A 26063-nucleotide genomic window follows, 5' to 3' on the forward strand; every position below is an offset into this window, starting at 1 on the left:
CCAGGCTACGTGGGCGTGCCGCGCCGCCCGCCGCGACTACCCTGGTACCCATGGCCGGAACCCCCTTCTCCCAGCAGGTCCTCAAGCCGACGAACGCGGCGAAGAAGCTCGGGGTGTACCTGCCCGCCACCCCGCCCGAGTTCCAGGAGCACGGCGTGACGCGCGCCGAGCTCGAGGAGCTCGAGTCCAACCCGCCGGAATGGCTCGCCGACCTGCGCCGCAACGGCCCGCACCCGCGTCCTGTGGTCGCCGGCCGCCTCGGCATCTCCATCGCCGGCCTCGCGCGCGGCGGCATCACCGACCCGCTCACCACCGAGCAGATCAACGAGCTGCGCGACGACCCGCCCGCGTGGCTGGCCACCGAGCGGGAGACCGCCGCCAAGGTGCGCGAGGAGGAGGACCGCGTCAAGGTCAAGGCGACGGAGCAGGCCGCACGCCAGTCGCGGCGCTCCCGCTGAGCCGCTCGCGTCACGCGAGACGCGCGTCACGTGCGATCGCTCAGTCGCGCGCGGCGGCCCGGTCCGTGTGACCGAGCGCGAGGTCCGGCGCGACCGCGTCGCGGACCGCGCGCTTGAGCGGCGGGATCTCCGGGAACCCGCCCTCGACGGCGCGGTCCCACAGCAGCACCGCGGGTCGGCCGTCGCCCGGGTCCAGCTCCACCCGGAAGACGCCGCCCGTGCCCGGCACCAGGGCCACCTCGCCGAGCCGGGTGCGGAACGTCTGCAGGAGCTCCTGCGCCACCCATGCCGCACGCATCAGCCAGCGGCACTGTGTGCAGTAGGTGATCGACACCCGCGCGGACGACTCGGGCGCGGCTTCGGCTTCGCTCATGGCGCCAGGGTAGGTCGCGGGCCCGACCCGGGCGGGTGATCGTGACCCGGGTCAGGGACACTGGTCGGGTGCACCACTCCTCTGAGCCCGACGCCACGCCCGATCCCACGCCTCCCGCCGACCCCGCCGCACGACTGGCGGCGGTCCTGGCCGAGCTGACCCCTTGGCCCGAGGACGGCTCCCGCCCGGACGGCCCGGTCGCCGTCGACGCCACCGACCGGCTGCTGCTCGACGAGGCCGCCCCCCTCCTCACCACGGCGGGCCCGGGCGACGTCGTGATCGTCGGCGACCGGTTCGGCGCGCTCGCTCTCGGGGCGCTGACGCTCGGCCCCGGCGAGGTCCGCACGTCCACCGACGCCGTCACCGCCGAGGCCGCGCTCCGGCACCACCTGGGCGAGCCGCTCATGGCCGCCGTCCGGGGCGACCGGGACGAGGTCGACGTCAAGGGCTTCGACCACCTCGAGCCCGGGCTGTTCGACGGCGCCCGCCTCGTGCTGCTGCAGCTCCCGTCGTCGCTCGCCGAGCTCACCGAGATCGCGGAGGCGATCGCCCGGGAAGCCGCGGACGACGTCACCGTCCTGGCCGGCGGCCGCGTCAAGCACATGACGCGCTCGATGAACGAGGTGCTGGCCGCGTCGTTCACCGACGTCCGCGCCAGCCTCGCGCGCCAGAAGTCCCGGGTGCTCGTGGCGACCGGCGTCCGGCCGGAGGCGCGCGAGGCCGCCGCGTCCTTCCCCGCGCGCGCCGTCCTGCGGGACGACGAGCTCCTGGCCGCCGCGACCCCCGCGGGCGGGGCACCGCCGGAGAGCGTCACCGTCGCCGCGCACGGCGGCACGTTCGCCGGCCCCGCGCTGGACCTCGGCACCCGGTTCCTGCTCACGACGGCGGACAAGTGGCCCACCGCGGACCGCGTGCACGACGCGCTGGACCTCGGCAGCGGCACCGGGCTGCTCGCCACCGTCCTCGCGCTGCGCTACCCGGAGGCCCGGGTGGTCGGGACGGACCGGTCGGCCGCCGCCGTGGCGTCGACGCGGGCCACGGCCGAGGCCAACGGCGCCGGCCGGCGTGTCGTCGTCGTGCGGGGTGACGCCGGCGAGGGCCTGGAGCCCGCGAGCCTCGACCTGATCCTGCTCAACCCGCCGTTCCACGACCGCGCCGCCGTGCGCACGGACGCCGCGCACCGGATGTTCGTCGCGGCGGGGCGCGCGCTGCGCCAGGGCGGCGAGCTGTGGTGCGTGTTCAACACGGCGCTGCACTACCGGCAGGCGCTCACCCGGGCCGTCGGGCCCACCGTGCACATCATGCAGAACCCGAAGTTCACGGTCACCCGGTCCCGCCGCCGCTGACACGAACGGCGAGGTAGCTCGATCCTGCGGACCGGACTACCTCGCCGTCGGTGTCAGCGCACCCGGTGTCAGCGGACGTCGACGACGTCCACGACGAAGACGAGGGTCGCGCCGCCGGGGATGCCGGCCTGCGGCACACCGCGCTGGCCGTAGCCGTGCTCGGACGGGATGGACAGCAGCACGCGGTCACCGACGTTGCGGCCGACCAGGCCCTTGTCCCAGCCGCCGATGACCGCGCCCACGCCGATCGGGAAGTCGATGGTCTGGCCGCGGTCGTAGGAGTTGTCGAACACGCCGCCGGCCCAGGTCTGGCCGAGGTAGTTGACGACGATGGTGCGGCCGGCGTCGACCACCGGGCCCGTGCCCTCCTCGAGCACCTGCACCTGCAGGCCGGCGGGGGCGTCGCCCTCCGGGAACGTGATCGCGGGCTTGTCGCCGAAGCCGCCGGTGGCGGTGGGGAGCGTGGTCACAGAGGTACCTCGTCTTCGTCGTCGTCATCCAGAAGGACCGCCGGGCGACAGCCCGGGCGGCGATGCGCCGTCCAGCCTACGCGGAGGTGCGCACCGGTTCCCCGGCGACGGCCCGCAGCGCGGCGAGCGCCGTCCGGACCGGCGGGGTCTCGGCGACGGCGTCCTGGACCAGCGCGTAGATGGACCGCACGGGGACCGGCCGCTGCACCGGCACCGCGACCGTGCCGGGGGTGGGCCGCACGGCGCCCAGGGCGGGCAGCACGGTGATGCCGATGCCCGCCGCGACGAAGGCGACGGCCGTCGGGTAGTCGTGCGCCTCGACGGCGAACGCGGGCGCGAATCCCGCCGCGCGGCACGCCTCCAGCAGGTTGCGCCGGCACCAGCCGCGGGCGAAGTCGTTGTCGATCCAGCGCTCCCCGACGAGCTCGACGAGCTCGATCTCGCCGCGGTCGGCCAGCGGGTGGGACTCGGGCAGGACGGCGACGTACGGGTCGTCGCGCAGGTGATGGGCAGTGGTGCCGGCGGCGGGCACGAAGTCGGGCTGCGCGACGGTGAGCTGCAGGTCCGCGCGCCGGGACGGGTCGGTCGAGATCTCCTCGGTCAGCTCGAGGTCGAGGCGCACGCCCGGGAACGCGGCGGTCAGCGCGCTCACCACCGACGGGAGCCAGGCCGCGCCGACGGACGCGAAGTAGGCGACGGACAGGCTGCCGGAGCGGCCGGAGCGCAGGTCGGCGACGAACGTCTCCACCTCCCCCAGGCGCGCGAGGAGGCCGTCCGCCTGCACGGCGAGGGCCTTGCCCGCCGCCGTGGGGCGCACCCCGCGGCCGTGCCGGGCGAGCAGCTGCAACCCTGTCTCGCGCTGCAGGGCCGACACGTGCTGGCTCACGGCGGACGGCGTGTAGCCGAGATTGGTCGCCGCGGCGGCGACCGAGCCGCTGGCGACGACGGACCGGAAGACGCGGAGGCGGTGGACGTCGAGCATGCGCACGACGCTACAGCCGCACTGAAGAATTCGGTAGATATCTGAACTGGTGCTTTCGGGTCGGCGGCGGGCAGGATCATGCCCATGACGACGCCCGCCCGCCCCGACGCCCCCACCGCGATCCCGCCCGGGGCGCCGACGGCGACCTCCGCCGATGCACCGGCGACACGCGGTGCCCTCACCCTGCTCGCGATGGCCGTCACCGCCGTGCTCTGGGCGTCGGCGTTCGTCGGGGTCCGCGCCGTCGGGCACGACCTCGACGCCGGCGCGCTCACCCTCGGCCGCGTCGCCGTGGGGAGCGTCGCGCTGACCGTGATGGTGCTGGTCGTGCACGCCCGCCGGCGCACGCCCGTCCGGCTCCCGCGAGGCCGGGTGCTCGTCCTCGTGCTCGCGTGGGGCGTCGCGTGGTTCGGCGCCTACAACCTCACGCTCAACGCCGCCGAGCAGCACCTCGACGCCGGCACCACGGCCCTGCTCGTCAACATCGCGCCGATGCTGGTGGCCGTGCTCGCCGGGTTCCTGCTGGGCGAGGGCTTCCCCCGGCGGCTCCTGGTGGGGATCGCGATCGCGTTCACCGGGATCGTCGTGATCGCGGTGGCCACCACGACCGGCCGGTTCGACGCCGTCGGCGTGCTCCTCGGCCTCGCCACCGCCGTGCTGTACGCCGGCGCCGCGACGCTGCAGAAGCGCCTCCTGCCCCACGCGGACGCCCTCACCATGACCTGGCTGGGCTGTCTGGCCGGCACCGTGGCCGCGCTGCCGTTCCTGCCCGCGCTCGTGACGCAGGCCGGGGCCGCGCCGGCGTCGTCCCTGCTCGGCGTCGTCTATCTCGGGATCTTCCCGACGGCCATCGCGTTCAGCACCTGGGCGTACGTGCTCAAGCGCGTCAGCGCCGGCCGGGCGGCCGCGTCGACCTACTCCGTGCCGCCGCTGGTGGTGCTCATGTCGTGGGTGCTCCTCGACGAGGTCCCGGTGCCCGTCGTCCTGGTGGGCGGCGTGCTGGCCCTGGCCGGCGTCGCCGTCGCGACCCTTCCCCGTCGCGCCGCCAGAGCCAGGTGACGGGACGACGACACCTGGGGTTCTGACGGGTCGCCGCTCAGAGGGCGGCGGCCTTCGCCTCCAGCACCCCGCGCTCACGGGCGTTGCCGCACAGGCGGGCGGCGAGCTCCAGCTCGCCCCGCGCCTCGTCGCGCCGCCCGAGCCGCGCGAGCAGCTCGCCGCGCACCGACGGCAGCAGGTAGGACCCGGACAGCACCTCGCGGGCGACGAGGTCGTCCACGAGCCCGAGCCCCGCGGCCGGCCCGGACGCCATCGCCACCGCGACGGCGCGGTTGAGCTCGACGACGGGCGACGGCGCCACGCGGCCCAGCGCCTCGTACAGCACCACGATCCGGTCCCAGTCCGTCTCGGCCACCGACGCCGCGACGTCGTGCTGCTCGGCGATGGCGGCCTGCAGCCCGTACGGCCCGAGGCCCCGGCCGACGGCGACCGCCCGGGCGAGCGCGTCACGACCGCGCCGGATCGCCGACCGGTCCCACCGGCGCCGGTCCTGGTGCTCCAGGAGCACCGGCTCGCCGTCCGGGCCGGTGCGTGCGGGGAACCGGGCCGCGGTGAGCTCCAGCAGGGCGAGCAGCCCGAAGGTCTCGGGGTCCGGGGAGAGCCGGGTGAGCACCCGGGCGAGCCGGACGGCCTCGTAGGCCAGGTCCGGACGCATCCAGTCGTCGCCGCCCGACGCCGTGGAGCCCTCCGAGAAGATGAGGTACACGACGTTCAGCACGGAGCCGAGCCGCTCCGCGCGGTCCTCGGCGGCCGGCACCTCGAACGGCACCCGCGCGGCCGTCAGCGTCTTCTTCGCGCGGGTGATGCGCGCCTGCACAGTGGGCACGGGCACGAGGAACGCGCGGGCGATCTCCTCGCTGCCGAGCCCGGCCACCACGCGCAGCGTGAGCGCGACCCGCGCCTCCTTGGACAGCACCGGGTGGCATGCCACGAACAGCAGCGCGAGCCGGTCGTCCTCGATCTTGTCCGGGTCCCACAGCAGGTCGTCGCCCGCCTCGGCGACCGTTCCCGGCCCGCCGGTGACGGCGCCCCCCTCGCCGAGGTCCCGGGCCAGCGCCGCGTACCGGTCGTCCCGGCCGGACCTCCGCCGGAACGCGTCGATCGCGCGACGGCGCCCCGTCGCGAGCAGCCACGCCACGGGGTCGCGCGGGACCCCGTCGCGCGGCCAGGCGACCAGTGCCTCCGCGAGCGCCTCCGACGCGACGTCCTCCGCGAGCGCGAAGTCGTTCGTGTACCGGGCGAGCGCGCCGACGATGCGGCTGGACTCGATGCGCCAGACCGCCTCGACGACGCGACGAGAGGCCGCGCCGTCGTCGGCGCGGCCCTCGTCGTGCGGCACGACCGCGGTCACTGGGCCCGCTGGGCCTGCTCCTCGCGCCACCCCTGCTCCTTCTGGATCCACTCGTCGTCCTGCGGGAAGTCCTCGGGGCCGTTGACCCGGCGCACCTCGAGCTTGGTGCCGGCGCCGCTCAGCGGAGCGCGCTTGGCCCACTCGATCGCCTCCTCCTTGGAGGCCACGTCGACGATCCAGAAGCCGTTGAACAGCTCCTTGGTCTCCCCGTAGGGCCCGTCGGTGACGACGGGCGTGTCGGTGCTGAAGTCGACGACCGCGCCCTCGGACGCGTCGGACAGCCCCTCGCCCGCGGCCAGCACGCCGGCGTTCATCATCGACTCGTTGTAGCGGCCCATCGCGGCGATGACCTCGGTGAAGTCCATCTCCTCGTAGGCGGCCTGGCCCTCGTCGGTCCCCCGCATGATCAGCATGTACTTGGCCATCGTCCTGCTCCTTGTCGTGATCGCGGTCACCCTCGTGGCGACCTTCTCATCCCCAGGTCGAACGGGAAACCGCGGGATCGACATCGGCTCCGAAGTTTTTTCGAGGAACCTCTTGCCACCGTTGGCTAACAGTATTAGCTTGTTGGCTATGGACATGACCACGACCGTGCAGACCCGGTTCCTCTCCCGCCCCGAGGGGCGGCTCGCCTACACCGACGCGGGCCGCGGCCCGCTCGTCGTCGCGGTCCCCGGCATGGGCGACCTGCGCTCCACCTACGACGACGTCGTCCCCGCGCTCGTGGCCGCCGGCCACCGGGTCGTCGTCGCGGACCTGCGCGGCCACGGCGACTCCGACACGACGTTCACCACCCACGGCGACGTCGCCACCGGCACCGACCTCGTCGCGCTGGTCGAGCACCTCGACGCCGGGCCCGCCGTCCTGGTCGGCAGCTCCATGGGCGGGTCGGCCGCAGTGTGGGCCGCCGCCGAGCGGCCCGACCTGGTCCGCGGGCTGGTGCTGCTCGCCCCGCACCTGCGCGAGCTCGCCACCCCCGGCCAGCTGCGCCTCAACCGCCTGCTGTACCGCGCCCTGTTCACCGGACCCTGGGGCGCGGCGGCGTGGGCCTCGCTCTACACCTCGATGTTCGCCAAGGGGCGCAAGTCCTCCCGGCACGCCGAGCACGTCGCGCAGATCCGCCGCAGCATGACGGACCGGGCGCACCTGCGCTCGTTCCGCGACCTCGCCGTCGCGCTCGACCACTCCGTGATCGAGCCGCTCGTCGGCCGGGTGCAGGCACCCTCGCTGGTCGTCGTCGGCGAGCTCGACCCCGACTACAAGGACGCGGGCGCGGAGCTCGCCCGGATGCGCGACGCGCTCGGCGGCCGGGAGCTCCTCGTCCCCGGCGTCGGCCACTACCCGCAGCACCAGGCGCCAGAGGCCGTCACCCCGGCCGTCCTCGACTTCCTCGCCGGCCTGCCCGCCGCGGGGCACGACGGCGTCGACGAGGGGGGCGCCCGTGCCTAGGGCCGGGCTGTCGCGGGACGCGGTGGTCCGCATCGCCCTGGAACAGGTGGACGCGGGCGGGCCCACCGGTCTCGCCGACCTCACGCTCGCCAAGGTGGCAGCGTCCGCCGGGGTGGCCACCCCGAGCCTGTACAAGCACGTCGGCTCGCTGGCGGCGCTGCGCCGGCACGTCGCGCTGGTCGCCCTGGAGGAGCTGACGACGGCGAGCGCCGCGGCGACCGTCGGCCGCGCCGGCCCTGACGCCCTGCGCGCCCTCGCCCACGCGTGGCGGGCCTACGCCTCCGCGCACCCCGGCCGGTACGCCGCCGTCCAGCTCGCGCCCGACCCGGAGGCCGCCGAGGACGCCGAGCACCGCACCGCCGCGGCACGCGTCGTCGCGCTGGTCGGGGCGGTGCTGCACGGCTTCGACCTCCCGGACGACCGCACGATCGACGCGGTACGGGTGGTGCGCGCCGGTGTGCACGGCTTCGTGGTCCTCGAGCTCGGCGGCGGGTTCCGGCTGCCGGAGGACCTGGACCGCAGCTTCGACGCCCTGGTCGACATGCTGGTCACCGGCGTCACCGCCCTCGCCGACGCGCCGTCGTCGCCCGACCCTCAGGAGCAGCCGTGACCCGCGCGACGCCCGCCCCCGCCGCGCGTCCGGCGGCGCCCGCCCCCACCCGGAGCACCACGGCCTGGACCGTGGCCGGCGCCTCCGCGGCCGGCGTGCTCCTGCTGCTGTTCCCGGCGCTCCGGCCGTGGCCCGACGAGTCCGTCCCGGCCCTCGCGCTCGCCCAGGCTTTCGCCTCGGACCGCTGGGTGCTCGCCCACCTCTGCGGGATCGCGGGGCTCGGCCTGCTGGCCCCCACGTTTCTCGGGCTGCGCGCGGTGCTGCGCGGCCGCGCCGCGCGGACGGGGGCCGCGACCGCCGCGGTCGTCACCGCCTGGGCGGGTGCCGGGCTGTGCGCCCTGTACTTCGGCGCCGAGATCTTCGGCATCCGCACCATCGCCCAGGCCGCGCTGCGCACCGGCGACCCCACGCTGCTCGCCGAGGTCGACGTGCTGCGGGAGCAGCCCGCCGCGATGACGGTCTTCGGCCTGGGCCTCGCCCTCGTGGCGGCGGCCGGGGTCCTCGCGGTCGTCGCGACCTGGCGCGGCGGGCTCCGTCCGCCGTGGGTCGGGATCCCCCTCGCCGCCGGGCTGGTGCTCTACCTGCCGCAGTTCTTCGGCGCCCCCGCGGTGCGGGTCGGGCACGGCGTGCTCGTCGCCCTCGGCCTCGGGCTGCTGGCCTGGGCCGTCTCCCGGCCCACGAGCACGGACACGACGACGGCCGGCCACCCCGCGGGGTGACCGGCCGTCGGCCGTGGTGCGTGCCGGAGCGTCAGTCGCCGCTCTGGAAGATCGCCAGCAGGCGCAGGAACTCCAGGTACAGCCAGATCAGGGTGACGAGCAGGCCGAACGCCGCCGACCAGGCGAACTTGGCCGGGACACCCTGCTCGACGCCGCGCTTGATCGAGTCGAAGTCGACGATCAGCGAGGCAGCCGCGAGGCCCACCGCGAACAGGCCGATGACGATGCCGAGCGTGCCGCCGCGCATGCCCCAGCCGTCGAGCACGTTCGTCCAGATCAGGACGACGTTCACGAGGGAGAAGACCAGGTAGCCCACCATGGCGATGAGGAGCCAACGGGTGAACTTCGGGGTCACACGGACCTTGCCGGAGCGGAACAGCAGCAGCGCCGCGCCGAAGGTGCAGATCGTGGCGAGCACCGCCTGGCCGACCACGCCGTCGTAGAACGACTCGTAGTACGCGGAGATGCCACCGAGGAAGACACCCTGCGCCACCGTGTACAGCATGATCAGCACGGGACTCGGGTTGCGCTTGAACGCGTTCACCAGGCCCAGCACGAGGCCGACGACCATGCCGATCGGCCAGATGCCCGGCGCCATCGTCCAGGTCGCCGCCGCCACCACGACGAGCAGCGCGAGCAGGCCGCCCGTCTTGATGACGACGTCGTCGTAGGTGAGGCGCTTCGTGTCGGCCGTGGTGGCCGACGGCGCCTGGTACATGGCGTCGAGGCTCGCGGCGTCCGCGGCCTGCGCGCCGGTGGTGCCCGCGGATCCGGCGCCGTAGGCGACCTGCCCGTACTGCGGCTGCGCCGTCGCGGTGCTACCGGTCCGGGCCCCACGGCGTGCGGCGGTGCGGCGGGGCTCGCCGAAGACGTCGCTGTTCGAGAAGACGGGGTTGCTCATGAACTCCTCCTGGTCGCGGCTGCCGGGTGCCGACGACGGGTCGTCGCGCGCGCAGTGCCGGGTCGCTGGCCGTGCGATCCATGCTAGTGAACGCGCGGACGTACGCAGACGTTCCCGCGCGACCTCCCTCTCTTCGAGCGAGCATGGTCAGCAGAGTTCCCGGAGCCGCTCCGGGGGACAAGGGGCATCATGATCGAGGCGCACGGACTGACCAAGAGGTACGGCCCGAAGCTGGCGGTCGACGACGTGACGTTCACCGTGCGCCCCGGCACCGTGACGGGCTTCCTCGGCCCCAACGGCGCCGGGAAGTCCACGACGATGCGCATGATCATGGGCCTCGACCGGCCCACGGCCGGGCGGGTCACCGTGAACGGGCGCCCGTACGCGCAGCACACCCGCCCGCTGGCCGAGGTGGGGGCGCTGCTGGAGGCGAAGGCCGCGCACCCGGGCCGCACGGCGCGCCAGCACCTGCTGGCGCTGGCCGCCACGCACGGGATCGCGCCCTCGCGCGTGGACGAGGTCGTCGAGCTCACCGGCCTGGCCGCCGTCGCGCGCAAGCGCGTGGGCGGCTTCTCGCTCGGCATGGGGCAGCGCCTCGGCATCGCCGTCGCGCTGCTGGGCGACCCGCGCACCCTCATCCTCGACGAGCCCGTCAACGGCCTGGACCCCGAGGGGGTGCTGTGGGTGCGGAACCTCGCCCGCTACGTGGCGGGCGAGGGCCGCACCGTGTTCCTGTCCAGCCATCTCATGAGCGAGGTGGCGCTCACGGCCGACCACGTCATCGTCATCGGACGCGGCCGCATCCTGGCGGACATGCCCGTGCAGCAGCTGGTGGACGGCGCCTCGCGGCGACTCGTGCGCGTGCGCTCCCCGCAGGCCGCCGCCCTGGCGGAGGCGCTGCGGCGGGAGGGCGGCGCCGTCGCGCCGGGCGACGACGGCGCCCTCGAGGTCACCGGCGTCGACGCGGCGCGGGTGGGCGAGCTCGCCGCCGTGGGCGGCGTCGTCCTGCACGAGCTCACCCCGGTGGCCTCCACCCTCGAGGAGGCCTATCTCGAGCTGACGGCCGACGCCGTCGAGTACCAGACCGAGAGACCCGCCGACGCCCTGGCGGGCGCCGCCCGTCCCGACACCCCGGAAGGGAGCCACCGATGACCGCGCCGACCACGACCGCCGAGGCCGCCCGCAGCACGACGGCCGTGCAGCGGGTGACGTTCACGCGGGTGCTGCGCGGCGAGTGGATCAAGTTCCGCACCCTGCGCTCGACCGTGTGGACCGTGGTGATCACCGCCGTCGTCATGGTGGGCCTGGCGCTCATGATGGCCGCGATCATGCAGGTGGCGGCCGACACCCCCGAGATGTCCGAGGGCATGTCCCAGGACCCGGGGCTGCAGGCGATCGGCCTCACCGGCACGACGATCGTCACGTTCGGCTACTCGTTCGGGGCCCTCGCCGTGGGCGTGCTGGCCACGCTGATCGTCACCAGCGAGTACTCCACCGGCACCGTCCGCTCCACGTTCGCGGCCGTGCCGCGCCGGCTGCCCGTGCTGTGGGCCAAGCTGGTCGTCATCGTGCTCACCACCGCGGTGGTGGTGGCCGTCGCGCTCGCGATCGCCTACGTCGCCACCGCCCCCTTGCTCGAGGACGCCGGGCTGAGCGTGGACCTCTCCGACCCGGAGCAGGTGCGCGCGCTGGTCGGCTGCGTGCTCTACCTCGCCACCGTGGCCGCGTTCGCCCTGGCCGTGGGAACCCTGATGCGGCACAGCGCGGGCGCGATCTTCACGATCGTCGCGATCTTCTTCGTGGTGCCGCTGATCTTCAGCATCGTCGTCCAGGCCACCGACGCCGCGTGGACCGACTGGGTCAACAAGCTGCTGCCCAGCGTGGCCGGCGAGCGCGTCATCTCGCGCGGCGCCGCGACCGACGTGCTGCTCGACCCGTGGGTCGGCTACGGCGTCCTCGCCGGGTACACCGTGGTGCTGCTCGTCGTCGCGGCCGTGACGCTCAAGCGCCGCGACGCCTGACCCGGCCGGCACGCCGCCGGCCGAGCAGGCTCGGCCGACGGGTACGGCCGGCGGTCCCCGTCAGGCGGGGTCGGTACCCGCCTCGCGGCGGGCGACCGCGGCGGCCTCCTCGGCCTGCTCCGCCCTCTCCGCGGCGCGGGCCGCAGCCCGCTCCGCCTTCTCCGCCCGGCGCACCACGCGGGAGTCGCGCTTCGTGCGGCGGCGCTCCTTGCGGCGCTCGATGAGCTCGTAGAGCACGGGCACCACGAACAGCGTGAGCAGCGTCGAGGAGATGAGGCCGCCGATGACCACGAGCGCCAGCGGCTGGCTGATGAACGACCCGCCGCCGGTGAGGCCGATCGCCATCGGCGTCAGCGCGAAGATCGTCGCCAGCGCGGTCATGACGATGGGCCGCAACCGCTTGCGGGCGCCCTCGCGCACGGCCTCCTCCAGCGCCCGGGGGTGTTCCCTCGACGGGTCCCGGTACTGGTTGATGAGGTCGATGAGCACGATCGCGTTCGACACCACGATGCCCACCAGCATCAGCACACCGATGAGCGCCGGGACGCCCAGCGGGGTGTCCGTGGCGAGCAGCGCCAGCAGCGCGCCCGTGGCGGAGAACGGCACCGAGACCAGCAGGATCAGCGGCTGCACCAGCGACCCGAAGGTCGCGACCATCACCAGGTAGACGATGGCGATCGCGGCCACCAGCGCCAGGCCGAGGTCGGCGAAGGCGTCCGCCTGGTCGGCGGCGACGCCACCGACCTCCACGGTCGCCCCGGCCGGCAGGTCGAGGTCGTCGGTCGCGGCGGTGATGTCGGCGCTGAGCGTGCCGACGTCCTGGGTCTCGGGCGTCACCGACACGGTCGCGGACCGCTCGCCGTCCGTGCGGGAGATCGACGTGGGCACGTCGACCTTCTCGACGGTCGCGACATCGGTGAGCGGCACCATGCCCGCCGCGGTGGGGACCTCGAGGTCCTCGATCGCGCCCTGCGTGGCCGGCGCGTCACCGGTCCGCACCACGACGTCGGTGGGCCCGTCGCCCAGGTCGACCTCGCCCACGGTCTGCTCGGGCTCCATCGCGGCGGCGACGATCCCGGAGACCTGGGTCTCGGACAGCCCCGCCTCGGCCGCCTTCTCGCGGTCGACGGACACCTGCACCACCTGCTGCGCGGCGGCGAGGTCGTTGGTCACCTCGGCCACGCCATCCAGGTCGGACACCGCGTCGGTGACCCGCTGGGCGGCGGTCTCGAGGTCGTCGCTGTCGTTCGCCTGCACGACGAGGTCCACGGTGGTCGAGCCGAAGCCGGAGTCCCCGCCCGAGACGCTGACCTCGGTGGTCACCCCGCTGTCGGCCAGCGGCTCGACGGCGTCGCGGATCTCGTCCTGCGCCTCGACGCCGTCGGCGTCGGGGTCGAGGGTGATGGCGAAGGTCGCCTGCGGGGCGGAGCCCCCGCCCATGAACGCGGCCATCGCGGCGTCGCCCGAGCCGACCGTGGTCTGCACGCTCTCGACGGCGTCCACGCCGGCCAGGGCGTCCTCGACCTCGGCGGCCGCGGCGTCCTGCGCCTCGAAGGACGCGCCGGTCTCGAACGACTGCGTCACGGTGACGGTGTCCTGGCCGGAGTCGCCGATGAAGTTGGTCTCCAGGCGCGGCACCAGCGCGAGGGTGCCGCCCAGCACGGCGACCGCGACGACGAGCGTCACCCACGGGTGCCGCAGGGCGGCGCCGAGGCTCGGCACGTACGCACGCTGCCACAGGCCGCGGCGTTCCTTGGCCTCGGCGGCCTCGCGGACCCGCTCCGCCTCGGCCGGGTCGGTGGCCACGGACGGCGACTTGACGAACCAGTACGCGAGCACGGGCACGATCGTCAGGGCGACGACCAGCGACGCGAGCATCGCGATCGCCACGGTCATCGCGAAGGGCCGGAACAGCTCGCCCACCATGCCGCCGACCAGCGCGATCGGGAGGAAGACGGCGACCGTGCTGATGGTGGACGCGGTGATCGCGCCGCCCACCTCGCGCACGGCGGTGAGGATCGCCGCCTTCTTGTCCTCCCCGTACGACAGGTGTCTCTTGATGTTCTCGATGACCACGATGGCGTCGTCGACGACGCGGCCGATCGAGATGGTCAGGGCGCCCAGCGTGAGGATGTTCAGCGTGTAGCCGGTGGCGTTCATGACCACGAAGGTCACGGCGAGCGACAGCGGGATCGACACGGCCGACACGAGCGTGGAGCGCACGGACATCAGGAAGACGAGGATGATGATCACCGCGAAGACGAGGCCGAGCCCGCCCTCGGTGGCGAGGCCCTCGATCGACTCCTCGATGAACGGCGCCTGGTCGAACACGACGGCGGTGGTGACCCCGGCGGCCTCGAGCTGGGGCCGCAGGTCGTCCATGGCGTCCTGGACGGCGTGGGAGACGTCGACGGTGTTGCCGTCCGGGGTCTTGGTGATGGCGACGCCCAGCGAGGACTCGCCGTCGAGCCGGGACTGGGAGGTGGCCTCCACCGGCACGACCTCCACGGTCGCCACGTCGGAGAGCGTCACGGGCTCGGGGGCGGCCGGTGTCTGCGCGGCGGAAGGGTCGGTGGCGCCGGGCACGGAGCCCTGCGCGGAGCCGTCGGCCGCGGGCGGAGCGCCCGTGCCGTCGCCGACCTCGCCGGTGGTGCCCCCGGTGGCGTCGCCCGCGCCCGTCGTCGCGCCGGCGCCGGTGGCCGGGTCCGGCACGAGCGGGAGCGCCTTGAGCTCCTTGACGCTGTCGATGCTGGAGCCGGCCTGCACGGAGTAGGTGACGTCGTCGTCGGTGATGGTGCCGGCGGGCAGCACGACGCCGTTGTCCTTCAGCACGTCGGCGACGTCCTGCGTCGTCAGGCCCGCCTCGGCGAGCTTCTTCGTCTTGACGTCGACCAGCACCTGGTCGGTCTCGCCGCCGGTCACGGCGACCGAGCGGACGCCGTCGAGGTCCTCGAGCGCCGGCACGACGACGGTGTCGACCGTGTCCGCGAGCGCCGCGGCGTCCACGTCCTCGCCCGAACCCTGGCTGCCGGCGGCCGCGAGCTGGATGACGGGCAGGTCGTCGAGCGAGCCGGTGACGACCTGCGGCTCGACGTCCTCGGGGAGCTGGGACTGGACGCGCGTGACGGCGGTCTGCAGCCGCTGAGTGGCCGCGTCCATGTCGGTGCCGTACTCGAACTGCACGGTCGTGACCGAGCTGCCGGTGGACGCCGACGAGCCGATCGACTCGACGCCCTCGACCGACTGGGCGGCGGCCTCGAGCGGTTCGGTGACGCGCTGCTCCACCACCTCCGGCGACGCACCCGGGTAGGTCGCGACGACCGCGCCCGCAGGGAGCTCGAGGGACGGGATGAGCTCCTGCTTGAGGGAGCCCAGGCTCATCACCCCGAAGACGAAGATCGCGATCGTCGCCAGGGCGACGACGGCGCGGTTCGCCAGGGACAGGCGGGCAAGTCGGAACACGCTCACTCCAGAGGGCGGTCGGCATGGGAGGCACGACTCCGCTGTCGTGACGCTTGGGCTGAACGGACGATACGCGTCCCGAGTTCCCCGGCACATCGTCCGAAGGTCTGACGTCCGCCGACGGTCGTGCGGGTCGCACGAGGCGGACGGGCGCCGGGCGGTGGTCCGCCCGGCGCCCGTCGTCGCCCCTGCCCCGGTCCGACGTCCGGGGCGGAACCGTCACAGCTCGGACATGGCCTCCTCGGGCGTGCCCTCGACGGTGCGTGCGGCGCGGTTCCACCGCGACCACAGGACGCGCTCGCCGAGCTGCCCGGCCATCTGGTGCGCGGTGAGCAGGAAGACGACGACGCCCACGGCCAGCACCCCGACGCCGACCCAGTACGGGGCGGACGCGCCGACCGGGTGCAGCAGACCCGCGATCACGGGAGCCGGGGCGGCGAAGCCCCAGCGCACGAGGTTGAAGGCGCCGGTCGTGACGCGTCGGTCGGGGTCCCCGAGGGCCAGCGACAGGTCGGTGAGGATCGCGTTGGCGATCCCCATGAACACGCCCGCGACGACGAGCACGACGATCGACGCGGCCGTCGGGAGGCCGAGGGCGAGCAGCAGCGTCGTGACGAGCACGCCGGCGACGGCGATGCCGAGGGTCTGCACGGCGCCGATCGTGTGGGCCAGCTTGTGGCCGACGACGAGGATGCCGAACGCGAGGCCGAGGCCCCACGCGGTGAACACCAGGCCGAGGGGGACGACGTCGAGCCCGAGGAAGATCGGCGTGTAGCCGAGGATGATGAAGAACACGAAGTTGTACGTGGCGGTCACGACGGCGAGGGCGAGGAACGCGGGCTTGCGGAACAGGCCGAAGACCTGGCCCACGTGCAGCGGCGCCGGCTTCTCGGCGGGGTCCTTGAGCTTGGTGACGGACACGGCCAGGGCCACGATCATGAACAGGCCGCACGCGAAGAACGGCACGCGCCAGCTGATGCTGCCGAGCAGGCCGCCGATGAGGGGGCCGACGGCGAACCCGAGGCCGACGCAGGTCTCGAAGATGCCGACCACCCACTCGCGGTCGTTGGCGAGCGAGACGAGCAGCACCATCGCGGTGGCGAAGAACATGGCGTTGCCGAGGCCCCACAGGCCGCGCAGGGCGGCGAGCTGGCCGATCGACGTGCTCAGCGCGGCGAGGATCGCGGCGATCGCGACGAGCGTGACGCCAGCGCCGAGGATCTTCTTGTAGCCGAACTTCCCGGTGGCCAGCACGGCGGGGATCATGCCGACGGCCATCACCGCGATGTACGCCGTGAAGAGCAGCTCGATCTGCCACGTGGTGGCGCCGATCTCCTCGCCGATGATCGGGAGGATCGGGTCGACGACCGCGATGCCGGCGATCGCGAAGAACGCCGTCAGCGCGGTGGCGTAGATCGCGGTCTTGTTCGGTTCGTTGCGTGTGCCTGCCACGGACTCCTCACTCCTGCCCCACGGGTGCCGCGGGCTCGTCTTGCTGCGGTCTGCTGGTTGCCGCGCCGTCGTCGTCGCCGGCCCGCGCCGCTCCGGGCGGCGAGATGCCTGCATCATGCAGGCAATTTCCTTGTAGGATACACCTATGACCGCTTCCCCGGGAAACAATGTGGAGGACGAGCGCCCCGACCAGGGCGCGGGCGACGCGACCCCGGAGGTGATCGCCCGCGTCGAGCTCGGCCTCGCCCAGCTGCTGCGCCGCGCCGAGCGCACCACCGCGGCGACCACCGTCCGGACAGGGGGCCACGACCTCGACCGCTCCGGATACCTGCTGCTGCACGCCCTGCGCGACGACGGGCCCCAGCGCGTGCAGGCCCTCGCCGACCGGCTCGGGATCGACGCCTCCACCGTGACCCGCCAGGTCGTGGCCCTCGAGCGCGCGGGCCACGTGCGGCGCTCCCGCGACCCGCACGACGGCCGCGCCGTCGTCGTCACCGCCACCGCCAGCGGCCGGGACGCCCTGCGCGCGCAGCGCCGCCGTCGTGCCACCACGTACACGACCGTGCTTGCCGGCTGGGCGCCCGAGGACCGCACCCAGCTCGCCGACCTCGTCGAACGCCTCAACGCCGACCTCGACGCCTACAAGCGGGACACTCCCCCGGCCTGACCCGGGTGCGCCACCCCCGCAGAACGATTCTTCGAGGCAACGGTTGTCCCGGTCGCGGTCCCCGCCGCTCCTGGTTAGCGTCATGGTCGGTGCCCGCGGCGACGCCGTGCGCCAGCGACCCGCAGCGTCTTGCGAACCGGATCAGAGGAGATCGGCGTGAGCACCCAGGCCACCGCGGACCCGAGCCCCCACGAGCGACGGCGACGACGCGTGCAGCGCGCGGTCGCCTCCGCCGTCGCCACGGTGCTCGCGCTCGCCGTCTCGCTGGTCCTCGTCCCCGGACCGGAGAGCGAGTCCGCCCCGAAGTTCAACGTCCGGTGCGACGAGCTCATCGAGGGCATCGAGGGCATCGCCGACCTGGCCGACCTGCCGGGCGGAGGCCTGGACGACGCCTATACCGAGACGATCGACGACTACGAGTACGACAACCCGGCCGAGAAGCTCCGGCCCCGCCAGGAGCCGACCACGGCGGAGCTCGACGCCCTCACCGGCAGCTACGAGGACTACACGCCCGGCACCGAGGACCACATGCTGCGCCGCTGGAAGGTCTACGAGGGCGACTACGCGTGGGACCGGTGGCGCAACACCTACATCCCCGCGGTGTCGAACGACTACCGCGGCGACGGCTACCACCGGAACGTCGCGAAGCGCCTCAAGCTCGGCGGGGCCGACTGGATGTGCGAGGACAGCAAGCTCTGGGAGGAGCAGGGGCTCGACTCGAAGCGTCGGTACGACTCGGTGAACCGCAAGCTCAAGATCGCCTACGAGCTCAAGTCGGGCGACTCGCCGCTCAAGCTGGAGCAGCTGCGTGCGGACAAGGCGCTGCGGGCCAAGGGCTGGCGCGTCGTCTACATCTTCAGCAAGGAGCCCCGGCCGGGCCAGGTCCGCCTCCTGCAGCAGTACGGCATCGAGCACTCGAACCTGCGCTCGACGGCCGTGCCGAGGACCTCGTCCCCGCCCGGGAGCACCGCGATGGACCCGCGGTGCGCGACGTCCGCCCGGCCCTCGACGCTCGCCTGCCGCACCACAGCCGGCCCGGCCAAGCAGGTCGCGAACGGGTCCGGGCGCAACGCGGCCGAGGCCCGCGAGGGGCAGCGGATCCGCAACGACCTCGGGCAGGACAGCCGCCGCCCCGGCTTCGGCGCGAGGCGTCCGGGCGGGATCGACTGGCGCTCGCTCGAGCTCAGGTACGTCACCGACGACCCCGGGAACGACGACTACGGCTACGCCTTCTCCGCCGACGAGCTGCCCGACGACGGCGAGGCGGACCCCGGCTTCGGCGGCGAGGCCGCGCTCGACCTGTCCTCGGACGCGCTGTTCACCTGGCTCGCGCTGGACCCGAGCCAGTTCTGGGTCAACCTCAACCCCGACACCCCCGAGACCGTCATCGACGAGCAGTTCGCCACCACCGACGCCGGCCGCGTGCTGCTGCAGGCCGACCTCGAGTTCAAGCGCACCATCGCCGACGGCATGAACCCGGAGACGGAGCTCGGCAAGACCTTCTGGGACTCGCTGGAGCGCACCGAGGACGGCGTCATCTGTTACGACTGGTACCGGTTCTGGGTGGACCCGAAGCCCGCGACCGTCCGCCAGGACGACGGCGAGCTGTACATCCTCGACGCTCCGTTGCGCGCCCAGATCGAGCCGGTCGAGGTGGACTGGGAGATGCCGGGCGAGGACGTGTGCGCCGGCGCCCCCGAGGACGTCGTCGAGCGCAACAACCAGCGGATCGTCGACACCTACGCGCCGTACCTCGAGGAGGCGGTGAACACCGACCCCGTGTACGCGGACCTGCGCCGTGTGTACACCGCCCGCGTCGCGTCGGAGTGGATCAAGGAGCGCGACGCCGAGCGTCCCGGGGCCTTCCACGACGTCATCGGCACGAGCGACGTCTCCGCCTGGCCCGCGCGCACCCCGTGGGACCCGCAGGAGGTCTACGACCAGTACCTGGAGCGCCTGCAGACGCCGCTGTACCGGTACGAGTACGAGCACGGCGACATGGAGTACTGGCTGGAGATCACGGGCGGCGTCGAGTTCCCCGACGCCCCGCGCGACCCGGTGGACGCCGAGGCCTTCGAGCGGGACCACCCCCGGCTGCCCGGCACGGTGCGCAGCGCCCGGACCGAGGCGGCCAGCCTGCCCGTCGAGGCGCAGGGCGAGGTCGGCACGCTCGCCGAGGGCGCGGAGAGCACGGCCTGGCTCGGCGGCGGCATCGCCCAGGAGGACGAGCCCGGTCCCGACCCGACAGACCCGCCCGACCCGGACCCGACCGATCCCCCGGCCCCCCGGCCGACCGACCCGCCCCAGAGCTCCGAGCCGTCCGACCCGCCGAGCGCCGGGGACGACGACGGGACGGGCGGTTCCCCCGGCCAGGACGACGGCGCCGGGCGCGCGGAGCAGCGGCCCGAGCCGCCGCAGGCGGACCCGCCGCGGAGCGAGCAGGCCCCGCTGCCCGGCGCGCTCGCCGACACCGGCATCGGCAACGCCTGGCTCCTGCCGGCGGCGGTCGCTCTCGTGCTCCTGGGCCTCGCCCTGGTGGGCGTGCGACGCCGCTGGTTCCCGCGGTCCTGACCCCGCGGGGCGGCGGCGATCTGCCCTGAGCAGATGCGCTGGCGGCAGAGAGACCTCCCGCGACGGCTGCCGCCGGCGGACGGTGAGGTCATGAGCACACCAGCCATGAGCACACCGACACCTACCGGCCCGCCCGCCTTCGACGACCAGCTCACCACGCGGCTGCTGCACCAGCGCATCGTGGTGATCGGCACCGAGATCGACGACGCGGTCGCCAACCGCGTCGTCGCCCAGCTCCTGCTCCTGTCGGCGGAGGACCCGCGGTCCGACGTCGCCCTCTACATCAACTCCCCCGGCGGCTCCGTCACCGCGGGGCTCGGCATCTACGACACGATGCGGCTGATCCCGAACGACGTCGTGACGGTCGGGTTCGGCTTCGCGGCCAGCATGGGCCAGTTCCTGCTGGCCACCGGCACCAAGGGCAAGCGGTACGCCCTGCCGCACACCCGCGTGATGATGCACCAGCCGTCCGCCGGCATCGGGGGCACCGCGGTCGACATCGCCATCCAGGCCGAGAACCTCGAGCACACCAAGCGCGTCATGCACGAGCTCATCGCCCAGCACACCGGTCGCACGGTGGAGCAGATCGCCGCCGACAGCGACCGCGACCGCTGGTTCACCGCCGCCGAGGCGGTCGAGTACGGGATGGTCGACCGGATCGTCGAGACCGTCGAGGACGTGCGGCCCACGGCCGCCGGCCGGAAGGCGGGGCTGTGATGGACGAGCGGATGAGCGGCTACACGATCCCGAACGTCGTCGAGCGGACGCCGCTCGGCGAGCGCTACGCGGACGTCTTCAGCCGGCTGCTGCGGGACCGCATCATCTTTCTCGGCACCGAGATCGACGACGGCGTGGCGAACGTCGTGATGGCGCAGCTGCTGCACCTGGAGTCGGAGGCGCCCGAGCAGGAGATCGGCCTGTACATCAACTCTCCCGGCGGCTCCGCCACGGCGATGACGGCCATCTACGACACCATGCAGTACGTACGCTGCGACGTCGCGACCACCTGCATGGGCCAGGCTGCGTCGGCCGCCGCCGTGCTGCTGGCGGCAGGCACACCCGGCAGGCGGACGGTGCTGGAGCACTCGCGCGTGCTGCTGCACCAGCCGTCCGCCCAGGGGCAGGGCACCGTCTCCGACCTCGCCATCCAGGCGCGCGAGGTGCTGCGGCTGCGCGCCGAGACCGAGCAGCTGCTCGCGCGCCACACCGGACAGACGGTCGAGCGGCTGCGGGCCGACACCGACCGCGACCTCATCCTGTCGGCGCACGCAGCCGTGGAGTACGGGGTCGCGGACGCCGTCGTCACGTCGCGCAAGCTGTCGGCCCGCGCCGCGGCCTAGGAGCCGGCCGCCGGGCGCCCGCCGAAGCTCCAGTCGTGGACCTCCACCACCGCGTAGTCGTCCGCGACCAGCACCCGGCGCGCGTCGGCCGCGCCGGCGGCCTCGACCAGCGCGGCGGCGCCGAGGACGGCGGCGCCGTCGTCGGACAGGAGCGGCCCCATCGCGACGAGGCCCGCGACGAGGCCGTCCTGTCCGGCCGACGGGACGCCCGGCTCGCCCGCTCCCTGCCAGCCCAGGCCGAGCACCAGGTACCGGGGGTCGCCCTCCGGGCCGCCGGCGTAGTCCCACATGGTGCGCCCGAGAGTGTTGCGCCACCGGCGCAGCAGCACGTCCCGGTAGGCACCGGCCTGGTAGTTGGGCTCGTCGAACGCGAACGCCCGGGCGGCCTCGGGCCCGGGCAGGTCGAGGACGTGAACGCTGCCGGTCAGCGTGGCGCCATCGTCCGTCGTCGTCGGGCCGCGCGCGATCATCCCGCTCGCGAACCGGTCCATGTAGGCCAGGTGCTCGTCGTTGAGCGCCTCGCGCAGCGCGAGCGACCCGGCACGGTCTCGGTGGTAGCAGAAGAACTCCATGCCGCCCGACGGTAGCGCGAGCCGTGAGGCGGCTAGGCGGCGAGGGCGACGACGTCCGACGTCGTCGTCGAGCGCACGTGCCGCGCCGAGGACGACGGGCGCTCGCGCACCGAGGTGAGCACCCGCACGCGCTCCTGCTGCTCGATGCCGGCGGCCAGGGCGTCGTGGGCCTGCGCGACGAGGTCGACGAGGCGGATGCCGAGCGCCGCGCACACCGCCGCCAGCACCTCGGACGAGGCCTCCTTGCGGCCGCGCTCGACCTCGGACAGGTAGGCCGTCGACATGCGCGCGGTGCCCGCCACCTCCTGCAGGGTGCGGCCCTGGCGCAGCCGGGTTCGGCGCAGGATGCCGCCGACCAGATGGCGCAGCAGCGGCTCGCGCACGTGCTCCGCCTCGACCAACCTGCCGAACCGCATGTCCGCCGTCATGCCGCCGACGCTACCCGCGACCCGCGTCCGTCGGCTCCGCGAGCGGCACGGCGGGCGGTCGTTCTGCTGACGGCAGAAGGCGCCGCGTCGCGCGGCTGCTCCCGTACAGCACCCCGCCGACGACGAGTACCGCGCCGATCCCCTCGCCGGGCGTGACGCGCTCGCCGAGCAGCAGCCAGGCCGCCGACATGCCCACCACCGGCACGAGCATGGAGAAGGGCGCCACCACGCCCGCCGGGTGGCGGGCCATGAGCCACGTCCACACGCCGGAGCCCAGCACCGTGGCGACCAGCACCGTGTAGACCAGGCCGACGACGGCGCCCACGGCGCCCGGGTCGTCCCACGACGTGAGCGAGTGCGCGATCTCGCCGGGCCCCTCGACCAGCAGAGACAGGGCGAGCATCGGCAGCGGCGGCACCACGGACATCCACAGCGTGAGGCGCAGCGGGCTCTGGGGCTTGGCCTGCCGGTTGCAGATGTTGCCGATCGCCCAGCCGAACGCGCCCGCGAGGGTGAGCAGGAAGGGCACGACCGTGGCCGTGGCGGCCTGTTGCCACGCCACCAGGGTGAGCCCGCCGACCGCCACGAGGATGCCGAGCACCTGCCGCCCGCTCACCCGCTCGCGGAGGAAGGTGGCGCCCAGCAGCACGGTGAACGGACCGGACATCTGCAGCACCAGCGACGCCAGCCCGGCGGGCATCCCGGCCGCCATCCCCCAGTACAGGAAGAGGAACTGCAGCGCGCCGAAGCCGAGCCCGTAGCCGACCACCCAACGCACCGGGACGTCGGGCCACGGCACGAGCAGCACCGTGGGCACCGCGATGAGCGCGAACCGCAGCGCCACGAGGAACATCGGCGGGAAGTGCTGCAGCGACGCGTCGATGGCGATGAAGTTCAGGCCCCACAGGAGGGCGACGAGGACGGCGAGCAACCGGTGGCGTGCGGGCATGCGCCCAGCCTCACCCCACCCACCATGAAGGACAAGCGAAAGTTTCTTCATGCTGTCTGTAGGCTGCCTTCATGGATGTCCGGCATCTCGAGCTGCTCCGCGAGCTCGCCGACCGGGGCAGCGTCACCGCCGTCGCGCGCGCCACCCACCGCACGCCGTCGGCCGTGTCCCAGCAGCTGCGCACCGCGCAGCGCGAGCTGCGCACCCCGCTCGTCGAGCCGTCCGGCCGCGGGCTCCGCCTCACCGAGGCCGGTCGCCTGCTCGCCGAGGGCGGGGCGTCCGTCGCCGCCGCGCTCGAGCAGGTGCAGGCCCGCTGGGACGAGTTCCAGGGCGAGCCCTCGGGCACGGTCACCGTCGCCGCGCTCGCCAGCGCCGCCACCTTCCTGCTGCCGCGCGTCATGGCCGACCTCGCGGGCACGGCGATCACGCTGCGCTGCGCCGACGTCGACATCGCCGAGGCGGAGTACGGCCCGCTCACCGCCGACCACGACGTCGTCGTCGCGCACTCCCTGACCAGCGTGCGACCCGCCGGGACCGAGGGCCTCACCGTGGTGCCGCTGGCCCGTGAGCCCCTCGACATCGCCATGGCCGCCGGGAACCGCCTCGCGCGGCTGCCGGTGGTGCGGCCCCGCGACCTCGTGGACGCCGACTGGATCGGGGTCCCCCTCGGCTACCCGTTCGACTCCGTGCGCCTCGCCGTCGAGCAGGCCACCGGCGCCGAGCTGCACGTCACCCAGCGGCTGCGCGACAACCGCCTCATCGAGGCGCTCGTCGCCGCCGGCGACCAGGTCGCCGTCCTCCCCCGCTTCACCACCCCCACCGGCGACCGGCTGGTGCTGCGCGAGCTGGCCGGCATCGCGTCCGCGCGGCACGTCTCCGCCGTGCTGCGCCCCGACCGCGCCGAGCGGCTCGCCGTGCGGCGTGTGGTCGACGCGTTCCGCCGCGCCGGAGCCGACGTCGCGGCCGAGATGATGAGCTGACGTGACCCGCCCGGGTTCGACCCGGTCACAGCGGCCCTGAGCGGCGCCGCGGATCGACAGAGTTCGATGGCAACGTCACCCCGGACCTCAGTGCGGCTCGAAGACAGCGCACTCTGGCTCGCGAACCACTCCCGCCCCGCCTGACCGACATCCGGCAATCGACGGCACCCACGAGGTGTCCGCCGGCAGCGGTGACCGCGTGTGTACGCAGGACGCGCACGCGATCGATCACGGTCACCGTCGTTGCAGGTCAGGCTTGGTGCCCCCGCCCGGGTTCGAACCGGGACTGGACCGGGTTTAAGCCGGCTGCCTCTACCAGTTGGGCTACGGGGGCGTCGTGCCGAGATAGAGAGCGTGTCACGACGAGATAGAGAGGGACGCACCGTAGCCGGCTACGGTGCGTCCCTCTCTATCTCGTCGTGACACGCTCTCTTTCTCGGCGTCGCGTCAGCCCTTCTCGGCGCGCGCGGCCGACGACTCGGCCTTCTGCTCCACCTTCTCGCCGGGCTGCTTCGGCGGCACGGACGCCTTGCGGAACTCGTCGCGCGGGTCGTGCAGGGAGCCGAGGGACACGATCTCGCGACCCATGAGGAACTGGCCGACCCAGCCGATCAGGATGCGCACCTTGCGGTTGCCGGTCGGCATCGCCATCACGTGGTAGCCGCGGTGCGCGAGCCACGCGAGCGGGCCGCGCAGCTTGAGGAAGCCGAACAGCTCCGCGACGCCCTTGTACAGACCGAGGGACGCGACGACGCCGACGCTCTTGTGCGCGTAGTCCTCGGGCTGCTCGCCCTTGAGGACCGCGACCATGTTGTCGGCGAGCTTGGTCGCCTCGCGGATCGCGTGCTGCGCGTTCGGGGGGCAGAACTGACCCGGGTTGAGCACGTCCGGCACGGCGGCGCAGTCGCCCGCGGCCCAGGCGTCGGGGACGACCTCGCCGTCCTCCGTCGCGACCTGCAGGGTGGGCTTGACGATGACGCGGCCCATCCGGTCGAACGGCAGGTCCGACTCCTCCTTGATGACCGGGTTCGCCTTGACGCCCGCCGTCCACACGATCGTCTCGGTATCGAACTCGACGCCGGTCGAGGTCACCACGTGGCCGTCCACGCAGGACGACAGGAACGTGTTGAGGTGGAACTCGATGCCGCGCTTCTTCATCTCGTCGAGCGCCCACAGGCCCATGGGCTCGGAGACCTCGGGCAGGATGCGGCCCGAGCCCTCGATCATGACGAACCGCAGGTCCTCGGCGTCGATCGTCGGGTAGTTGCGCGTGGCGTACCGCGCCATGTCCTCGATCTCGGCCAGCGCCTCGATACCGGCGAAGCCGCCGCCCACGAACGTGAACGTGAGCATGCGCCTGCGGGCGTCCGCGTCCCACGTGGACGACGCGACGTCCATCCGGTTGAGCACGTGGTTGCGGACCGCGATGGCCTCCTCCACGTTCTTGAAGCCGATCGCGTTCTCCGCGAGGCCCGGGATGGGCAGCGTGCGGGACACCGAGCCGAGGCCGATGACGAGCTGGTCGTAGGAGACCTCGTAGTCCGGCCCCTCCTCGGGGTGGATCGTGATCTTGTGCCCGGCGTGGTCGATGTGGTTGACCAGGCCCTGCAGCACGTCGATGCCCTTGAGCGCCTTGCGGTGCGGGGCCACGACGTCGCGGGCGTCGATCGAGCCCGCGCCGGCCTCCGGCAGGAACGGCGCGTACGTCATGTAGGGCCGGGGGTCGACGACCACGATCGCCGCGTCCTGCTTGCCGAGCTTGCGGCGCAGTCGACGCGCCGCATAGAGGCCGACGGAACCACCGCCGAGGACGACGATGCGGGGAACCTTGCGGGGCCGCGGCGCCGCTGCGGGCGCGTCCTGGACAGAGGTGTCCGACGACAGAACGTTCTGAGGCATGATC

25 protein-coding genes and 1 tRNA gene are annotated in these 26063 nt (G+C 73.7%); 13 read left to right on the forward strand and 13 right to left on the reverse strand.

Going from position 1 to position 26063, the window contains the following annotated elements:
* Window positions 1-50: 50 nt before the first annotated feature.
* Window positions 51-458 (forward strand): DUF5997 family protein, encoded by a 408-nt coding sequence (locus tag B5Y66_RS01655; protein ID WP_079570104.1) that lies wholly within the window; start codon window positions 51-53, stop codon window positions 456-458.
* 40 nt (window positions 459-498) lie between these two features.
* On the opposite strand, the gene B5Y66_RS01660 is transcribed toward B5Y66_RS01655, so the two are convergent.
* On the reverse strand, window positions 499-831 hold the full coding sequence (locus B5Y66_RS01660) for a SelT/SelW/SelH family protein (RefSeq protein ID WP_079570105.1): 333 nt from the start codon (window positions 829-831) through the stop codon (window positions 499-501).
* 134 nt (window positions 832-965) lie between these two features.
* Between B5Y66_RS01660 and B5Y66_RS01665 the strand changes: the two genes are divergently transcribed.
* Window positions 966-2177, forward strand: a complete 1212-nt coding sequence (locus B5Y66_RS01665) for a class I SAM-dependent methyltransferase (RefSeq protein ID WP_079571648.1) — start codon at window positions 966-968, stop codon at window positions 2175-2177.
* Window positions 2178-2245: 68 nt separating this feature from the next.
* Here the strand turns inward: B5Y66_RS01665 and B5Y66_RS01670 are convergent, their stop codons facing one another.
* Window positions 2246-2647, reverse strand: coding sequence for an FKBP-type peptidyl-prolyl cis-trans isomerase (locus tag B5Y66_RS01670; RefSeq protein WP_079570106.1), 402 nt, complete (start codon window positions 2645-2647; stop codon window positions 2246-2248).
* Window positions 2648-2723: 76 nt separating this feature from the next.
* Window positions 2724-3629 (reverse strand): LysR family transcriptional regulator, encoded by a 906-nt coding sequence (locus B5Y66_RS01675; RefSeq protein ID WP_079570107.1) that lies wholly within the window; start codon window positions 3627-3629, stop codon window positions 2724-2726.
* Window positions 3630-3713: 84 nt separating this feature from the next.
* Between B5Y66_RS01675 and B5Y66_RS01680 the strand changes: the two genes are divergently transcribed.
* The gene (locus tag B5Y66_RS01680) at window positions 3714-4688 is read left to right on the forward strand and encodes a DMT family transporter (RefSeq protein ID WP_079570108.1); all 975 of its coding nucleotides are present in this window, start codon (window positions 3714-3716) and stop codon (window positions 4686-4688) included.
* A gap of 37 nt (window positions 4689-4725) precedes the next feature.
* Here the strand turns inward: B5Y66_RS01680 and B5Y66_RS01685 are convergent, their stop codons facing one another.
* Complete coding sequence (locus B5Y66_RS01685; RefSeq protein ID WP_079570111.1) at window positions 4726-6039, reverse strand: RNA polymerase sigma factor; 1314 nt, start codon at window positions 6037-6039, stop codon at window positions 4726-4728.
* On the reverse strand, window positions 6036-6464 hold the full coding sequence (locus tag B5Y66_RS01690; protein ID WP_217700703.1) for a YciI family protein: 429 nt from the start codon (window positions 6462-6464) through the stop codon (window positions 6036-6038). Before B5Y66_RS01690 ends, B5Y66_RS01685 begins: the two co-directional genes overlap by 4 nt.
* Window positions 6465-6618: 154 nt before the next feature.
* On the opposite strand from B5Y66_RS01690, the gene B5Y66_RS01695 reads away from it, so the two are divergent.
* The 3 genes from B5Y66_RS01695 to B5Y66_RS01705 are packed head-to-tail and all read left to right on the forward strand — an operon-like array spanning window position 6619 to window position 8817.
* Window positions 6619-7488 carry an alpha/beta fold hydrolase gene (locus B5Y66_RS01695; RefSeq protein WP_079570114.1) on the forward strand — a complete coding sequence of 290 codons (870 nt, stop codon included), beginning with the start codon at window positions 6619-6621 and terminating at the stop codon, window positions 7486-7488.
* Entirely contained in the window at window positions 7481-8098 is a 618-nt protein-coding gene (locus B5Y66_RS01700; RefSeq protein ID WP_079570117.1) for a TetR/AcrR family transcriptional regulator, read from the forward strand. The genes B5Y66_RS01695 and B5Y66_RS01700 overlap by 8 nt, the downstream gene beginning before the upstream one ends.
* Entirely contained in the window at window positions 8095-8817 is a 723-nt protein-coding gene (locus B5Y66_RS01705; RefSeq protein WP_079570119.1) for a hypothetical protein, read from the forward strand. Before B5Y66_RS01700 ends, B5Y66_RS01705 begins: the two co-directional genes overlap by 4 nt.
* Window positions 8818-8848: 31 nt before the next feature.
* Here B5Y66_RS01705 and B5Y66_RS01710 read toward each other — a convergent pair whose 3' ends face one another.
* Window positions 8849-9718 carry a Bax inhibitor-1/YccA family protein gene (locus B5Y66_RS01710; RefSeq protein ID WP_079570125.1) on the reverse strand — a complete coding sequence of 290 codons (870 nt, stop codon included), beginning with the start codon at window positions 9716-9718 and terminating at the stop codon, window positions 8849-8851.
* 189 nt (window positions 9719-9907) lie between these two features.
* On the opposite strand from B5Y66_RS01710, the gene B5Y66_RS01715 reads away from it, so the two are divergent.
* A complete protein-coding gene (locus B5Y66_RS01715; protein ID WP_079570127.1) occupies window positions 9908-10870 on the forward strand; it encodes an ABC transporter ATP-binding protein in 963 nt (320 codons plus the stop codon).
* Window positions 10867-11739, forward strand: a complete 873-nt coding sequence (locus B5Y66_RS01720; RefSeq protein WP_079570129.1) for an ABC transporter permease subunit — start codon at window positions 10867-10869, stop codon at window positions 11737-11739. The genes B5Y66_RS01715 and B5Y66_RS01720 overlap by 4 nt, the downstream gene beginning before the upstream one ends.
* Before the next feature lie 60 nt (window positions 11740-11799).
* Here the strand turns inward: B5Y66_RS01720 and B5Y66_RS01725 are convergent, their stop codons facing one another.
* Together B5Y66_RS01725 and B5Y66_RS01730 are read right to left on the reverse strand one after the other, a co-directional pair.
* Window positions 11800-15201, reverse strand: a complete 3402-nt coding sequence (locus tag B5Y66_RS01725; RefSeq protein ID WP_079570132.1) for an efflux RND transporter permease subunit — start codon at window positions 15199-15201, stop codon at window positions 11800-11802.
* A gap of 219 nt (window positions 15202-15420) precedes the next feature.
* On the reverse strand, window positions 15421-16653 hold the full coding sequence (locus tag B5Y66_RS01730) for an MFS transporter (RefSeq protein ID WP_245806861.1): 1233 nt from the start codon (window positions 16651-16653) through the stop codon (window positions 15421-15423).
* A 145-nt stretch (window positions 16654-16798) separates the two neighbouring features.
* Here B5Y66_RS01730 and B5Y66_RS01735 point away from each other — a divergent pair, with 145 nt between their 5' ends.
* The 4 genes from B5Y66_RS01735 (at window position 16799) to B5Y66_RS01750 (ending at window position 21231) form a co-directional block, all read left to right on the forward strand.
* A complete protein-coding gene (locus tag B5Y66_RS01735; protein ID WP_079570134.1) occupies window positions 16799-17320 on the forward strand; it encodes a MarR family winged helix-turn-helix transcriptional regulator in 522 nt (173 codons plus the stop codon).
* Window positions 17321-17476: 156 nt separating this feature from the next.
* Entirely contained in the window at window positions 17477-19891 is a 2415-nt protein-coding gene (locus B5Y66_RS01740; RefSeq protein ID WP_079570137.1) for a hypothetical protein, read from the forward strand.
* 90 nt (window positions 19892-19981) lie between these two features.
* Entirely contained in the window at window positions 19982-20608 is a 627-nt protein-coding gene (locus tag B5Y66_RS01745) for a ClpP family protease (RefSeq protein ID WP_079570140.1), read from the forward strand.
* 11 nt (window positions 20609-20619) lie between these two features.
* Window positions 20620-21231 (forward strand): ClpP family protease, encoded by a 612-nt coding sequence (locus tag B5Y66_RS01750; protein WP_079571657.1) that lies wholly within the window; start codon window positions 20620-20622, stop codon window positions 21229-21231.
* Here B5Y66_RS01750 and B5Y66_RS01755 read toward each other — a convergent pair.
* Genes B5Y66_RS01755 through B5Y66_RS01765 form a run of 3 tightly spaced genes read right to left on the reverse strand, consistent with a single transcriptional unit; the run spans window position 21228 to window position 23180 of the window.
* Window positions 21228-21803 (reverse strand): YciI family protein, encoded by a 576-nt coding sequence (locus tag B5Y66_RS01755; RefSeq protein WP_079570143.1) that lies wholly within the window; start codon window positions 21801-21803, stop codon window positions 21228-21230. The genes B5Y66_RS01750 and B5Y66_RS01755 overlap by 4 nt on opposite strands.
* A 32-nt stretch (window positions 21804-21835) precedes the next feature.
* Window positions 21836-22231 (reverse strand): helix-turn-helix domain-containing protein, encoded by a 396-nt coding sequence (locus tag B5Y66_RS01760; protein ID WP_079570145.1) that lies wholly within the window; start codon window positions 22229-22231, stop codon window positions 21836-21838.
* Window positions 22232-22241: 10 nt separating this feature from the next.
* Complete coding sequence (locus B5Y66_RS01765; RefSeq protein WP_079570147.1) at window positions 22242-23180, reverse strand: EamA family transporter; 939 nt, start codon at window positions 23178-23180, stop codon at window positions 22242-22244.
* A 71-nt stretch (window positions 23181-23251) separates the two neighbouring features.
* On the opposite strand from B5Y66_RS01765, the gene B5Y66_RS01770 reads away from it, so the two are divergent.
* Window positions 23252-24160, forward strand: coding sequence for a LysR family transcriptional regulator (locus tag B5Y66_RS01770; RefSeq protein ID WP_079570150.1), 909 nt, complete (start codon window positions 23252-23254; stop codon window positions 24158-24160).
* 257 nt (window positions 24161-24417) lie between these two features.
* Here B5Y66_RS01770 and B5Y66_RS01775 read toward each other — a convergent pair.
* A tRNA-Leu gene (locus B5Y66_RS01775) sits at window positions 24418-24494 on the reverse strand.
* A 113-nt stretch (window positions 24495-24607) separates the two neighbouring features.
* Complete coding sequence (locus B5Y66_RS01780) at window positions 24608-26059, reverse strand: NAD(P)/FAD-dependent oxidoreductase (RefSeq protein ID WP_079571659.1); 1452 nt, start codon at window positions 26057-26059, stop codon at window positions 24608-24610.
* Between the last annotated feature and the right edge of the window lie 4 nt (window positions 26060-26063).

Source organism: Krasilnikoviella flava, from assembly GCF_900167525.1.
Taxonomy (GTDB): Bacteria; Actinomycetota; Actinomycetes; order Actinomycetales; family Cellulomonadaceae; genus Isoptericola; species Isoptericola flavus.

Coding starts and splice junctions, on each gene's coding strand:
- B5Y66_RS01655 (WP_079570104.1), top strand. CDS start 51: ATGGCCGGAACCCCCTTCTCCCAGCAGGTCCTCAAGCCGACGAACGCG.
- B5Y66_RS01660 (WP_079570105.1), bottom strand. CDS start 831: ATGAGCGAAGCCGAAGCCGCGCCCGAGTCGTCCGCGCGGGTGTCGATC.
- B5Y66_RS01675 (WP_079570107.1), bottom strand. CDS start 3,629: ATGCTCGACGTCCACCGCCTCCGCGTCTTCCGGTCCGTCGTCGCCAGC.
- B5Y66_RS01680 (WP_079570108.1), top strand. CDS start 3,714: ATGACGACGCCCGCCCGCCCCGACGCCCCCACCGCGATCCCGCCCGGG.
- B5Y66_RS01690 (WP_217700703.1), bottom strand. CDS start 6,464: ATGGCCAAGTACATGCTGATCATGCGGGGGACCGACGAGGGCCAGGCC.
- B5Y66_RS01695 (WP_079570114.1), top strand. CDS start 6,619: ATGACCACGACCGTGCAGACCCGGTTCCTCTCCCGCCCCGAGGGGCGG.
- B5Y66_RS01710 (WP_079570125.1), bottom strand. CDS start 9,718: ATGAGCAACCCCGTCTTCTCGAACAGCGACGTCTTCGGCGAGCCCCGC.
- B5Y66_RS01715 (WP_079570127.1), top strand. CDS start 9,908: ATGATCGAGGCGCACGGACTGACCAAGAGGTACGGCCCGAAGCTGGCG.
- B5Y66_RS01720 (WP_079570129.1), top strand. CDS start 10,867: ATGACCGCGCCGACCACGACCGCCGAGGCCGCCCGCAGCACGACGGCC.
- B5Y66_RS01735 (WP_079570134.1), top strand. CDS start 16,799: ATGACCGCTTCCCCGGGAAACAATGTGGAGGACGAGCGCCCCGACCAG.
- B5Y66_RS01745 (WP_079570140.1), top strand. CDS start 19,982: ATGAGCACACCAGCCATGAGCACACCGACACCTACCGGCCCGCCCGCC.
- B5Y66_RS01750 (WP_079571657.1), top strand. CDS start 20,620: ATGAGCGGCTACACGATCCCGAACGTCGTCGAGCGGACGCCGCTCGGC.
- B5Y66_RS01755 (WP_079570143.1), bottom strand. CDS start 21,803: ATGGAGTTCTTCTGCTACCACCGAGACCGTGCCGGGTCGCTCGCGCTG.
- B5Y66_RS01760 (WP_079570145.1), bottom strand. CDS start 22,231: ATGACGGCGGACATGCGGTTCGGCAGGTTGGTCGAGGCGGAGCACGTG.
- B5Y66_RS01765 (WP_079570147.1), bottom strand. CDS start 23,180: ATGCCCGCACGCCACCGGTTGCTCGCCGTCCTCGTCGCCCTCCTGTGG.
- B5Y66_RS01770 (WP_079570150.1), top strand. CDS start 23,252: ATGGATGTCCGGCATCTCGAGCTGCTCCGCGAGCTCGCCGACCGGGGC.
- B5Y66_RS01780 (WP_079571659.1), bottom strand. CDS start 26,059: ATGCCTCAGAACGTTCTGTCGTCGGACACCTCTGTCCAGGACGCGCCC.